Raw genomic sequence first — 12,917 nt, 5'->3', positions numbered from 1 at the left:
GCGCTCCGCTCAAACTCTACGCTAACGATCACGAAGGATGTGGTGCAATTTCCGCCGTAGTATATACACTCGTCAGAGTTTATTGAGTTGTCGCGGTGATAAATTGAGTAAGCCTAAAGACCTCCAAGACTGGTTGGGTTTGAAGAAGTCCACTGACTACGCTGCAGTAGCGTGGCTTGGCCCTATTGTTTGTGCGTTGGCCATACTACTGCTCTTGACGGGCGTTGCGATGATCATCGCAACGATTTTTCTATTATTTATAACAATGCTCGGAGCTGAAGTTGATCTCGGTATCAACCGAAGTGAAGGCATTAGAAATTACGGTCTGGTTCTAGCAGCGTTGCTAGGTGCTCCATTCATCGTTTGGCGCTCGGTTGTGGCCGCAGAACAATCCAAAACCGCAGCAGAGGCTCTTTTCAATGATAAAGTTAACTCGGCCGCACAAGGTTTGGTCTCTCGGCATCAAGTAAGCTGCAAAGATATTACGAGCGGTGAACGATACGTGGAATGGCAGGACGATTTGGTGGCTCGATCAGCCGCAATTGACCGATTAGAAGGCTTGGCCTTTGAGCGCCCTGATGCCTCAGTAAGGGTCGTGCGCTTGCTAGCAAATTATGTTCGCGGAAACTTTCCATGTTTGAGCAAACAACCTACGCCGAACTTTGCTAGTCGCCCCCTCCCCCGGATGGATATGGAGAGGGCGATCGCTTCAATTGGTAGAGTGCTTCCCCTAGCTGCACAGTACGATAGCTCAGAGTGGCGATTAGATCTAAAGGATTGCAACTTTGACGGCGTTCATTTCTCGGAGGGGTGCTTTAGGGCGGTCAATTTTGGACGCTCTCGATTCGAAGGGGCTGTCTTAGCTTCCGCGAATTTTGAGGGCTGCATTTTTGTAGATTGCTTACTTAATTTCGCCGACTTCCGCCGCGCCAATTTTAGAGGCGCCAATATGGATCGCATCGTACTCGAGAAATGTAATGGCGTGTTTGGGTTTGCTGGCGCGGACATCGAGGGGGTAACCTTTGTTGGAGCGAACTTACTAGGGTTGAGTTATTTGGGACCTAAAAATGTCGTCCAGAAAACGTTTGGGAACGCAGATACGAAAGTTTCCGCCCCCGTCAGCCGAAGAATGTTAAATTCGACCGATTGGAACGAGGCTCACCTGTTCATGCATTTTGCTGAAGACGACGAGCTGGACACACATAATCGAGATTTGGTTAATAGACTCAAGCAATCAGGATTTTTGCACTGGGCGCCTTATAGTTCTGACGATCTTGCATTAGGAGAGATGATCAATAAGTTCTACAAAGAGTTGAACATGAATGTTTGGCCATATTGGGAATATGGCTGATCCGTAAATGCCTAAACATTGCAAAAGCTAGTATATAGTTTAGGGGCTCGTTCAAACTACTCAGCATTAGTGTTTTTGCTCAAGGGGTTGTTGAAAATGCGAGGAAAACTTTTAATCTAACACATATAACTATGAGTGCATGTTAGACGGCCTGCCGCATACGATCTGTGGTGTTGAGCGTCCGTGTGGTGTTGCGCCCCGCAGCTTTGGCTTCGTACAATGCCTGATCTGCATCGGCCAACACACGTGTCAATTTCGCGTTAGAAGACAGCGCCGCAACGCCGAAACTGGCCGTGAGCGTCAAACCCGGCGCGATCTCTGAGAAACTGGTATCGGCAAAAGACTGGCGAAGCCGGTCCGCGATAAAATAGGCCTGCCGGGGTGTCACATTGGTCAGCAGAATTGCGAATTCCTCACCGCCCCAACGGGCGATGACATCGCTCGGCTGGCGAAGCGATTTGCGGGCGGTGTCAGCCACCTTTGTCAGGACCTGGTCGCCGACAACATGCCCGAACGTGTCATTGATCGTCTTGAACCAGTCGATGTCAAACAGGATGACGGATGCATCCTGACCGGTGTTCTGCATCAGTTTTTGCTGAGCTTCGATCAACGCTTCGAATGAGCGCCGGTTAAGGGTGCCGGTAAGGGAGTCCGTTGATGCCAGAATTCTCAGGCTTTCGCGCTGCTCGAGAATGCGCCGGTCTCGTAGGTAGTGGGTGTAACCTGCAGGGATGGTGACGCAGATGCCGATAAAGACAGTCACGCAGATGAACAAAAGCCCATTCTCGTTGAGGCCGAACAGAACCATGATCGACGCCAGTATTCCCGCAAGCGCGACGGACGCACAGCTTATCAAAACTGGAATGAGTGCAGGCTTGTGGTCCGGCTGAAGCAGGAGGGTCTTGAGTGCGATCTTCATGTCGGCGGGTGTGGCAGACATTAGTTACCGCAAAATATAAAAAGTAGCCATTTCACCATTTTATTTAGACCGTGCGATAGAAAAAAAGAGCCACGCATTCTGCGTGGCCCTCAACGTCTCCCGGATTTTTACGATCCGATCAGAACGACTTGCTCAGGCGAGCCCCGAAGAAGGTTGGCGTGCCTGAAATGAAGGTCGGGATGTTGAAACTGTCACCTGTGTTGCCGGCGTCGATGATATAGTCTTCGCCTGTGACGTTGGTGATGTAGGCTTCGACACCGTAGCCATTCTCGAGGTTGAGCTGCAGCTTGAGGTTCAGCAGACCATACGCGTCCTGACTGATTTCGTCGCGCTGCTCATTATCGAAGTAGACGCGCGACTGCCAAGTGTAGCTCGGCACCAGGACGACCTCGCCGAAACCGGCGTCAGCCAGCGTGAAGATCGCCGAGACGGCTGCCGTGTGGTCCGGCGATAGGCGAAGCTTGTTGCCTTTAAAGGATCCGTCCTCGAAGCGAGCCTTGTTGTAGCCATATGAGGCGACAAGATTGATCGCGTCATTGACCAACCAGTTGGCCTGGGTCTCGAAACCCTCAGCCGTGGCGTCGCCAGCATTGATCGGCGCAATCAGGCCGTCTTGGACTACGGTCGTCTGGAAATTTGTGTAGTCGTAATAGAACACCGACGCATCTAAATTGAGGTCGCCGTTGAGGAAGACGCCTTTGATGCCGCCTTCTATGGCATCAACGATTTCCGCATCGAGGATCGCAAAGCCAGCCGCTGGCTGGGAGCCCGAGGCGGTGATAACTTCCGGTCGGCGACCGCGGGCATAGTTGGCGAACAGGTTGACGTTGTCGGTCAGCTCAAACTTGGCGGCCGCCCGCCAGGTGAAATCATCAAATGTTTCTGACCGTGAGATGAGACCGCCGGACGGTTGAACAAACAGCCCCGCACCGGTTAGTGCACTCGGCCCGTTCAAGAGTTCGACATTGAGGCCGCTCGTCTTGTCTTCCGTTGTGTAGCGAAGACCGGCGGTGAGTTGCAGGCGGTCTGTCACATCGACGGTGCCATCTGCGAAAAGTTCAACGGCCTGGGTGTCCCCGAAATTGGTGAAGGCCTCATTGTGGATGGGCTTCAGCGGGACAATCACGGTGCCGCCAGATTGCTGGAACACCGTCAGGTTAATGTCTGGAAGCTGGCTGACATCGGGGGCATTTGGCGGAACAAGGAAGCCGCCGAGCAGGGCCTGCACGGCACGCTCGTCAAAGGTCAGCGGGACGTATTGCTCGCCCGTCTCGTCGAAATAGCTCGCACCGACAAACCCGCGGGCCCGCCCGCCATTATCGTAGTTGAGGCGCAGCTCCTGGCTGTACTGTTCGCCTTTCGCGCCTTCGGCAAAGATCATGAGGTCGAGCCCGAATCCGTCCGGATCAAAGACTTCGAGGCTGTCAAAGTCGCGCCAGCCGCTGATCGACGACAGGGAGAGACTGTCACTGATCTGCCAGTCGCCCAGCAAGGTCACACTTCGTACCTCGCGGTTCAATCCTAGCTTCTTGCCGCCGAGAAAATCGCCGAATGTGTTGAGGTTGGCAGGGTCCCATGGCGCGGTCGAACGGTTTGGAAGCGGGGCGAAGGCTTTCGACTTGAAGCTGGTGCCTGAGGGATTGTCTTCCTGATAATTGGCAATGAGATCGAAGCGCAGCGTCGAGCTTGGCTCGAAGGCGAGCGAGGCCCGGACCGCGCGCATGTCCTGGCTGTTGAAATCCTCTTCGTCAGGATTGAGGCTTTCGACATAGCCGTCGCGCTCACGCAGCCGGCCAGCGAGCCGGAAAGCAAGCTTGTCACCTGCGATCGGGCCGGTCACATAGCCGTCGAGATATCGCTCATCGTAATTGCCGATACCCGCTGTCACCTGGCCGGAAAAATCGAACTCTGGCTTGGCCTGGATGATGTTGACGCCGCCGATCAAGGCGCCGCGCCCGAACAGGGTAGGTTGTGGGCCCTTGGCAACTTCGACGCGCTCAAGGTCGAAAAGCTCGACGATGGAGCCGCGAGAGCGGGAGATGGAAACACCGTCCTGAAAGATGGCGATGCGCGGCTCGATATTGGATTCGCCGCTATCGGATGTGATGCCCCGGATGACAAAGCCCGGATTGTTCGGGCTTTGCTCCTGCACCTCGAAGCCGGGCACGTAGCGCGCAAGTTCGCTGAATTCGTCGAGGCCGAGATCGTCCATGAACTGCTCGTCGATTGCGGAAACGGCGACGGGCACGTCGCGCAGGTTTTCTTCACGCTTCTGAACGGTGACGGTCACCGTAGACTGGCGCAGTTCACCCTCATTGGTTTCCTGGGCGCTCGCGGGTCCGGATACGATCGCCGTCAGGGCAATCGCGGTTGTGCAAACATAAATAGATTTCATTGGGAGGCTCCGCCATTTGAGTATGGTCTGGCGGCGCTCTTAGGTGTGCTCTGCGACAGCGCGACGACGCTTTCACGACAGTGGGAAGACGATTGCACCTATTCGAAAAATGGGCCTGCAGCCTGTGCGTCTGGGGGCACTGACAATGACTGCGAAATACTGTCGAACCGGCGAATGCCTCTTTCCAATATCAGCGTGGCGGCATAGCTGAATAGGATGGATGACTGGATCAAATCCGGCAAAGTGCGCGGCCGCATCACTGAAGACGGTGCGCTGGAAGTGCGCTGCTCTGGCCTGACGACGCAGGCGAAATACTACAAGCCGCTTCTCAAGGAGTTTTTCCGCAAGGACTTCACGCGCCTGCGGCCGGGCCATGGCGACTATTACGTGCACATCGTGATGGAATATACCGGCGATCCGCCATGGATGGATCTCGACAATCTCGCCAAGGCCTTGCTCGACAGTGTGTCCGGCAATGCGTTCGTAGATGACCATCAGGTCGCGCGCCTGCTGGTTGAGCGCCGCGTCGGCGAGCGCGAAGGCATTTATATGCGTGTCGAGGCGATGGACTGATTGAAAGGACTAAATTTTTTCCATGGTCGTACGGGTCGTGCCGGTATAGAATGGGGGTCTTCTAATGGAGGGCTATCGGAATGTCTCAGGAACTTCTCTATCTCTATGGGTCTTTGCTGATCCTGCTGGTGCTGATTGTCGCGCAAGCGGCGAATACGGTCATCACAAACGGAATTAGCTACGGGGTAGGCCCCCGTGATGAGCCTGCCGAGACAAATGCGTTTGGCGGACGGGCCAAGCGGGCCGTGGCCAACCATATGGAAGGCCTCGCGCTGTTTGGCTTTGCGATCCTTATCCTCGAAGTGAGCGGCCTGAATTCCGGCCTGTCGACGATGGGCGCGGCCCTCTATTTCTGGGCACGGCTTGCCTATGGGCCGATCTATCTGCTGGGCGTTCCATGGATCCGCACAATCGTCTGGACAGTCGGCCTGATCGGCACGCTGATTGTCTATTACGTCATTGGAGTTGCCGCTTTTTAAGGCGCGGCCCCCATTGGGTCTTGCCGCATCGGACTAGCCAGCGCACCGGATTTCAGATGACTTGCTTGCGAATGCAATGTTCAGCACGTCCTGCGATAGCTGCCGTCCAAGCGGTGTGATCGAGGCCATCATATTGTCGGCCGTTGTGTCGAATTCGCGATAGTCGCAGGTCAGTTCGACGCCGGCAGGGATGTCGAACAGCGCGTAGCCGGCATCAATCGACGAGAAGTCCGTGTTTGGCTGTTCGCTATGGTTCATATAGCGACCTTCATCGCCGTCCAGAATGCACACGCTGGTGTCATAGGGCGGGATGTAGGTGTAGCGCTTCAGGAAATCAGACAGACGCTCATCAGCATCGCTGAAGCTGTCCAGCGAGATCATGCGATCAACGCGCGGGTCAAATCTCCAGATAAGCTCACCACGTCTGACAGGTTCGCGAGAAAAAACGCCAAGACCCTCGATTTCAGAGGCGGCGAGGTAACAGGGCACCAGCATCATGGCCGGACAGCTCCCAACAAGACCGGGGCGCCGCCCGGTGGCGAATCAGGGTTTTGCCCGCGCTGGCGTCGCGCAATTTCCTAATTGCGCCCGATTTGGATTTATTCAAGTGAATTTATTGGGACGGTCAGAACCGCTTGAATGGCTTCGGCGCTGCGGTCGCTGTGGCGGTTGCGACAAGCTTTCCGTCGGGGGTGAGACAACGCGCTTCAGAGAAGCAGACCGTCTTGCCGAATTTCAGGATTTTCGCCTCGACCGTCGCTTTGCCGACAAAGAGCGGCGCGAGGTAGGACACTTTCATTTCCAGCGTCGGCGCCGTCATCGTGACGTTTGATGCGATGATGATGTTGGTCGAAATGGCCTCGTCCAGCATGGCGGCGATGAAGCCGCCCTGGATTGCGCCTGTCGGGTTGGCGAAGCTCTCATTGGCCGTGAACTCGACAACGACCCGCATCTCGTCCTGATGGACTTCAGCCAGATGCATGCCGAGCGTATCCGAACAGGCCGGCCGCTTTTTCGAGTTCTGGAAGCGCGCCAGCATTTCGGCATCGCTGAGGCGTGGTTTTTCGACTGGGCCAGTCAAACCGGACTATTTCCGGCGGAAGGCGTCGATGCTGACGACGGTCGATCCGGTATCGTCGCCCGAAGCGCGCGGACGCTCTTCCTGGGCGGCGTAGTCGGAATCTGCGTCTTCCATAGCGGGCGCGACGACATCCTGACCGGTGGATTTCTCGTCCTTGTCGAAGGACAGGCCGAAATTCACTGCCGGGTCAACGAAACGGGTCATCGCCGCAAACGGGATCGACAGGTGTTGTGGCACGCCGTTGAATTTCAGAATGACTTCGAAATGGCCGTCATGAACTTCGAGGTCCCAGAACTGATGCTGGACCACGATCGTCATTTCCTCGGGGAAACGCTCGACCAGATGGTCGGCCATACGCACGCCCGGTGCCTTGGTCCGAAAGCTGATATAGAAATGGTGCTCGCCGGGGGCTGCGCCATTGCTGGCCGTCTGCCGGAGCGCTTCACGAACGACCCCGCGCATCGCTGCGCGCGTCAGAGCTTCGTATCCGATATAGTCAGTCATACGGTCCATCCCTTTTCAGATGTCACGTTGTAGCTGCGATTCCGCAAGGTTCAACATGCTTCATTTATAAAGCGAGCGCCGCTCTCGCAGCTCGCGAACTTGGGCATTTTTCCGACACTGACGACGGAAAGGCAAGACGCGACTGCGCCTTGCCGACCGAAATGATGCGAATAAGCGTTAGCCGCTCTGTTCACCTTCCGATGTGACCGTCTCGTCCTTGGCACGCGTATTGGTGACCGCAGCGATGAGGCCGATACCGCCAAGGATGACAGCGCCGATGACAACCCATTGTGTTGGAAGGCCGAGCGCGACAGCCGCCCAGATAAGGCCGCCAAGAAATAGCATAAAGCCGATGACGTAGATCATGAATGATGACATTTGTTTCTCTCCATTTTGCAGCTTCAACGCGGGCGGGGGCCATAGCGTTCCGAACATCGCGATGGATTGCTGTGCGGGGGAGAGAAAGTGGAGGCTTCTGTTGCCAGGCGCCTCCGGGCCCCGCCTAAGGCGCTGAAGCCCTAGGAGTTAAGTTCGGTAAACCGAGCGCAGACTAGGCTGCGAGCAGTTCGCCTTCAGCAAAGTTGTCATTAGCAACTATTGTGAATTGAGCTTCTAACGCAGCTCATGCGGGCGAAAGCATCGTCTTTACACGTCCGTCGATCCTATTTCGGCCCCATCCCGATCTGCCTAATGAGCAGAAGAAATTTGGTGGAGCCGCCGGGTACCGCCCCCGGGTCCGAACCGCTTATTGCACGCACGTTTATCGCCATAGTCCCCGAAGGAACATCTTCAATATAGGCAAAGGGGGCGCCCGTTGAAAGGGCCAATTCAGTCAGCAGTCCGGCCCCGCTGCAGATGAGAGGGGCCGGTTTGCTGTCTTTGGGTATGGATCAGAACTTGATGCGCAGGTTTGAGATCGACGTTGCAATTTGCTGATAGCTCTCCAGCAGCTCTGCACCATTATCAGCCTCAAATGCGAACTCCGGTCCGGAGGCACAGTATTCCATGATCTCCTTACCCGCCTTAGGCGCGTCGAAGGCGATCGTGTAGACCGTGACGTTGTCGTCCTTGATTGCATCACAGATTTTCTTGGACTGGGCAAAGGAATTGCCCTGCGAATTGTGAAATTCCGAGTTAAATTCGCCGTCGGTCATGATGATGATCGATTTGACGACGCCAGCGCGGTCATGTTCCAGCGGCTTGGCGCTGTAGTCGAAGACATTGCCCCACTTGTCGGAAATCATGTACCAGCCCCAGGCAATGCCCTGGTGGCCAGCTGTGCCACCGCCAGCCTTCAAACGATCAATATACTTCTCGATCTGTGTTGCGTTGTTGCTCAATTCGAATGGCGCGACATCGCTGCAGTCTGTTCCAACTGTCCGGAAACCGGCCGATTCATAGCGGCTACCCGGATGCCAGTAGGCATAGGCTGAAGTAAGGTAGCCCTCAGGATTGTCCGGATCTGTACTTGCATTGTAGGAGCCTTCTGGAAGGCGATTGACCAGCGCGCCGGATTGAAGCTGCTTGGGCTGCTTATCGGTGAACGCTTCGTCGCCATTGCGCTCATAGACGCAGGTCGAATTCATCGTATATTCTTTATCGACCGGTTTTTCGACCCAGCGTGTTTTCTCAACGTTCTTCCACTCACATTGATATGGGCCGTAGCGAAGGCAGATTCCCCAAAAGGAACTGATGCACGGATAACCGCATTCCTCTTCGCGGTCGGTGTAGGTTTCCTCAACCGTTTCCATTTCAGTGTGAACGTATTTGCGAACTTTCTTGAGGCCTGTGACCTCTTCAAAGAATTCGCCAGCGTCGATCATGCTATTATAGGCCACCATGGCGATGCGAACATCACCAGAGCTTGACGAGCCAGGCTCTGGCAGAAGCGTGTCGGCGGCGTCCTTGGCAGCCACTTTCAGATCAGCCAGCCGGCCATGACTATTCATCGAACCGGAAATATCGAAAACAAAGGCGACATCGAGTTTGCTCACGCCAAAAACGACAGTGGATGCAACCTGGAAATCGAGCTTCTTGTTGCCAATGATCTGGGTGAGGATTGTCGCCTGACTACAGTTGGCGCTGACCCTGATTTCGTCTTTTGATGGAAGCTGGACTTGCAAACCGTCGCAAGTGAGGCCGCCGCTGCCGGATCTGGACATGGCGTCAAAGTATGACTGGGCGAAGCCGCGTATGTCATCCTTATCTGACGTCTTTTGCATCATCCGTGCTGCGGCAAGCGCGGCGGAGTCGGCTGCTTGCTGGACGTGCTCTTTCTTCGTGAAGCCGATCTGCGAGTCGATGGCAAAGCCAGCGACCGCAATGATTGGCAGTAGCGTCAGGGCAAATATCATCGAGATATTCGCGCGCTTGTCAGCCCAGAATTGAGCGATGGTTCCTGAGAATCCCATAACTGGCGGTTTCCCCCCGCAAAGAAAGTTTGAATTTTGAGGTTTTGTTGTACCGGAACGAGATTGCCGGGACGTTTGGATTGGTAAGAAAAATGGTGGCGATTGTTTACGCTTGATTAGGACTGCTCGCAGCCCTCCTGCTTAGTGAACGATGCGAATGTCGCTCAGGCTGCCAAATGTCTTGGCATTGAGATGCGCACAGTCGGAGGCGAGGTCCGCATTGCCCGAAAAGGTCACCGTGTCTGCCACCAGCATGGTGCAGGGGGAGCCGGATGCCGCGCCGCCATTGAAGGTCAGATGATTGTTCGGGAAATAGAGAACGCCTTCCAGGATACTGGTGGCGTTGCCGTTCATCTGGATATCGATTGACGAGGGCATGGTTTCACGGTCGCCATACATCAGGATGCCAGCATATTCCCCGGTCAATTTCGCCGACAGATCGATCGCGCCACCATTCGCGTTCTGAAATTCTCCTGCATTCATGAAGATCAGGGTGACGTTATCCCCATGGATGGCAGCCCAGCCGGACTTCATTTCCAGATCGGCCCCGTCGAAGACGAACGTGCCGCCGGTTTCCAGTTCCAGATCGCCTTTGGCTGAGACGGTCGAGCAGTATTTGCCAGATTGCAGGAAGAGGTCCCTGGAGTCGATTTTTGTCGGCGTCTGGCATGGCCAGTCCTCTATATCGTCCGGGACGCTGATATCATTATAAGGATCGACCAGTGCCCGGCCATTGGGGATGGGGTCGAGGCAATTTGTTGTCGTGATCGCGGCTGCATTGGGGATGCCGCCGGCGGCATAGGCGCACGATGCCGTCAATGAGCCTGAGCCGGAAAGAGCAATGCTTTCGGTGCTGCGGGAGTTGGAGATCACCGCGCAGCTCAATGAGACATTGGCTGAGCCGGTCACATCAACGCCCGTCCAGTTGCTGGTGCCGAGCGCAAGCACGCATCCATCTGCGGCGACGTTGAACTGCGTGGCCGTCGCCACTGTGAACTGCATGGCCTCAGACCCGGCCAATGCCGCGAAAGGCGACGGTTCCGTGCACGACCAGCTGGCATTGACGCGTGTGCGCGTATTGGTGAGCGAGAAATCCGTCAATTCGCAGGTCAGGCCGTCTGTATGCTCTGAGACTTTCTGCTGCATGGCATGTTCAGCAATGGCGCGGATGTCCTCATCCGGTTCATCATCCATGAGCGCGAGCGTCGCCATGATGGCCGCCTTGTCCGCAGCCGACTGCATTTCTGCTTTGGTATTTGCAACGTTGCGGACGTCCAGCGTGACGGAAATCACCCAGAAGAAGGGCAGGGTAGAGAGCGAGGCAATGGCCGCGACCTTGCCGGAGGTGTCGCGCCTCAAACATTTAAGGCGCCTGACCCATTGAGAGGAAGACGCTTTGATTATGGATACCATTGCGCGTTCCGTTAAACCATCTGGTCAGCCCGTTAACACTTTTAGAGGGAATAGATTTCGCAGGTTCTATTCTGAGAGGGGAAGATTGTCCGTGCACGTTCATCTCGCATTAGCCATGCTGGTGCTGCAGATGCTGGGGATAAATGACCGTCTGGTCTGGACTTCGCGGTGCGAGTCGCCATTGATCTGCATATGCGCCAGTATCTAGATCTGCTTCAGGATGTGCTCGACAACGGGATCGCCCGCGATGACCGGACGGGGACCGGCACGCTCGGCGTTTTCGGCCGTCAGCTTCGCTTCGATCTCGGCTCAAGCTTTCCGCTGCTAACCACCAAGAAACTGCATCTACGCTCTATCATCATTGAGCTTCTGTGGTTCCTGAAGGGCGATACGAACATCAAGTATCTGAAAGATAATGGTGTTTCGATCTGGGATGAATGGGCCGATGAAAATGGTGATCTTGGCCCCGTCTATGGCAAGCAGTGGAGAAGCTGGGCTGCGCCGGACGGGCGTGTCATCGATCAGATCGAATGGGTGCTGAACGAGATCCGGACAAATCCGAACTCGCGCCGTCTGATTGTCTCCGCCTGGAACCCGGCGGACGTGAACGAGATGGCGCTGCCGCCCTGTCACTGCCTGTTTCAGTTCAATGTCATGGACGGCAAGCTGAACTGCCAGCTTTACCAGCGCTCGGCCGACATCTTTCTCGGTGTGCCGTTCAACATCGCGTCCTATGCGCTGCTGACCATGATGATGGCGCGCGCGACGGGGCTGAAGCCCGGTGAGTTCGTCCATACGCTGGGCGACGCGCATCTCTACTCAAACCATCTCGAGCAGACCAAACTGCAGCTGACGCGTGAGCCATTGGCCCCGCCGCAGATGATCCTCAATCCTGAGAAGACGGACCTCTTCTCATGGGAGTATGAAGATTTCGAGCTCGTCGGCTACGAGGCCCATAAGCACATCAAGGCGCCTGTTGCTGTCTGACGCAGTGCAGCACAAAGTTTTCGCGACAAATCACGTAAATTTTGCCAAATCTCTCGGGCGCGGCGTGGGGCCGCCCATGAGGGGAATACATCATGAAGAAGTTTGTGGCCGAACTTATCGGCACATTTACGCTCGTTCTGTTTGGTTGCGGGGCCGCTGTGCTTGCGGGCGCGCAGGTTGGTCAGCTCGGCATCGCCTTTGCCTTCGGCCTGACCATTACCGGCATGGCCTATGGCATCGGCCCGATTTCGGGCTGCCATATCAATCCGGCTGTCTCCTTTGGCAGCTTCGTCTCCGGGCGGATGCCGCTCAATGAAATGCTGCTCTACTGGGCCGCGCAATTCGTCGGCGCGGTGATCGCGGCCGGCGTGCTCTACCTGATCGCCAGCGGTAAGGCCGGTTATGAGCTCGCCACGGGCGGTCTCGGCCAGAACGGCTTTGGCGAGCACTCACCGGGCGGTTACAGCCTGCTTTCGGGCTTTGTGTTCGAAGTCGTGGCGACGTTCATCTTTCTGATCGTAATTTTCGGCTCGACCCAGAAGGCCGCGCCCGGCGCGGTCGCTGGTATGGCGATCGGCCTGACGCTGACCTTGATCCACATTACCGGCATTCAAGTGACCGGCGTGTCGGTCAACCCGGCCCGCAGCTTCGGACCGGCTGTCTTCGTCGGCGGGGCCGCCCTGACGCAGCTCTGGCTGTTTATCGTCGCGCCGCTGATCGGGGCGGGCCTTGCCGGCCTCGTTCTGAGAGCAGGCATCGTCGAGAAGGAAGACTAGGCCGCAT

Annotated in this window: 13 protein-coding genes and 1 other RNA gene; 5 read left to right on the top strand and 9 right to left on the bottom strand. The window is 55.9% G+C overall.

Annotation, left to right across the window (positions count from 1 at the left end; genetic code table 11):
- Positions 1 to 103: 103 nt before the first annotated feature.
- Entirely contained in the window at positions 104 to 1,351 is a 1,248-nt protein-coding gene (locus B8783_RS02775; RefSeq protein ID WP_169711683.1) for a pentapeptide repeat-containing protein, read from the top strand.
- Between the two features lie 142 nt (positions 1,352 to 1,493).
- Here the strand turns inward: B8783_RS02775 and B8783_RS02770 are convergent, their stop codons facing one another.
- Positions 1,494 to 2,291 carry a GGDEF domain-containing protein gene (locus tag B8783_RS02770; RefSeq protein ID WP_084418240.1) on the bottom strand — a complete coding sequence of 266 codons (798 nt, stop codon included), beginning with the start codon at positions 2,289 to 2,291 and terminating at the stop codon, positions 1,494 to 1,496.
- 118 nt (positions 2,292 to 2,409) lie between these two features.
- The gene (locus B8783_RS02765; RefSeq protein ID WP_084418239.1) at positions 2,410 to 4,686 is read right to left on the bottom strand and encodes a TonB-dependent receptor; all 2,277 of its coding nucleotides are present in this window, start codon (positions 4,684 to 4,686) and stop codon (positions 2,410 to 2,412) included.
- Between the two features lie 216 nt (positions 4,687 to 4,902).
- On the opposite strand from B8783_RS02765, the gene B8783_RS02760 reads away from it, so the two are divergent.
- Together B8783_RS02760 and B8783_RS02755 are read left to right on the top strand one after the other, a co-directional pair.
- Positions 4,903 to 5,259, top strand: coding sequence for a RusA family crossover junction endodeoxyribonuclease (locus tag B8783_RS02760; protein ID WP_084418238.1), 357 nt, complete (start codon positions 4,903 to 4,905; stop codon positions 5,257 to 5,259).
- 80 nt (positions 5,260 to 5,339) lie between these two features.
- Positions 5,340 to 5,738 carry an MAPEG family protein gene (locus B8783_RS02755; RefSeq protein WP_084418237.1) on the top strand — a complete coding sequence of 133 codons (399 nt, stop codon included), beginning with the start codon at positions 5,340 to 5,342 and terminating at the stop codon, positions 5,736 to 5,738.
- A 33-nt stretch (positions 5,739 to 5,771) separates the two neighbouring features.
- On the opposite strand, the gene B8783_RS02750 is transcribed toward B8783_RS02755, so the two are convergent.
- The 7 genes from B8783_RS02750 to B8783_RS02720 form a co-directional block, all read right to left on the bottom strand.
- Positions 5,772 to 6,236: an SET domain-containing protein gene (locus B8783_RS02750; protein WP_084418236.1), complete on the bottom strand. Its 465-nt coding sequence runs from the start codon at positions 6,234 to 6,236 to the stop codon at positions 5,772 to 5,774.
- Positions 6,237 to 6,363: 127 nt separating this feature from the next.
- Positions 6,364 to 6,819, bottom strand: coding sequence for a PaaI family thioesterase (locus tag B8783_RS02745; RefSeq protein WP_233355647.1), 456 nt, complete (start codon positions 6,817 to 6,819; stop codon positions 6,364 to 6,366).
- Between the two features lie 6 nt (positions 6,820 to 6,825).
- Complete coding sequence (locus tag B8783_RS02740) at positions 6,826 to 7,323, bottom strand: SspB family protein (protein WP_084418345.1); 498 nt, start codon at positions 7,321 to 7,323, stop codon at positions 6,826 to 6,828.
- A 177-nt stretch (positions 7,324 to 7,500) separates the two neighbouring features.
- Entirely contained in the window at positions 7,501 to 7,701 is a 201-nt protein-coding gene (locus tag B8783_RS02735; protein ID WP_084418235.1) for a hypothetical protein, read from the bottom strand.
- An 86-nt stretch (positions 7,702 to 7,787) separates the two neighbouring features.
- Positions 7,788 to 8,147: a transfer-messenger RNA gene (gene ssrA / locus B8783_RS02730) on the bottom strand.
- 66 nt (positions 8,148 to 8,213) lie between these two features.
- Complete coding sequence (locus B8783_RS02725) at positions 8,214 to 9,734, bottom strand: VWA domain-containing protein (protein WP_084418234.1); 1,521 nt, start codon at positions 9,732 to 9,734, stop codon at positions 8,214 to 8,216.
- A gap of 141 nt (positions 9,735 to 9,875) precedes the next feature.
- Complete coding sequence (locus B8783_RS02720) at positions 9,876 to 11,093, bottom strand: hypothetical protein (RefSeq protein WP_084418233.1); 1,218 nt, start codon at positions 11,091 to 11,093, stop codon at positions 9,876 to 9,878.
- A 246-nt stretch (positions 11,094 to 11,339) separates the two neighbouring features.
- On the opposite strand from B8783_RS02720, the gene B8783_RS02715 reads away from it, so the two are divergent.
- Both B8783_RS02715 and aqpZ read left to right on the top strand, forming a co-directional pair.
- Positions 11,340 to 12,134, top strand: coding sequence for a thymidylate synthase (locus tag B8783_RS02715; protein WP_084418232.1), 795 nt, complete (start codon positions 11,340 to 11,342; stop codon positions 12,132 to 12,134).
- 92 nt (positions 12,135 to 12,226) lie between these two features.
- The gene (gene aqpZ, locus B8783_RS02710; RefSeq protein WP_084418231.1) at positions 12,227 to 12,910 is read left to right on the top strand and encodes an aquaporin Z; all 684 of its coding nucleotides are present in this window, start codon (positions 12,227 to 12,229) and stop codon (positions 12,908 to 12,910) included.
- Positions 12,911 to 12,917: the final 7 nt, after the last annotated feature.

This window comes from Henriciella litoralis, assembly GCF_002088935.1.
Taxonomy (GTDB): Bacteria; Pseudomonadota; Alphaproteobacteria; order Caulobacterales; family Hyphomonadaceae; genus Henriciella; species Henriciella litoralis.
Note: the sequence above shows the minus strand (reverse complement) of the source record. Positions and strands in the feature narration are given on the sequence as shown.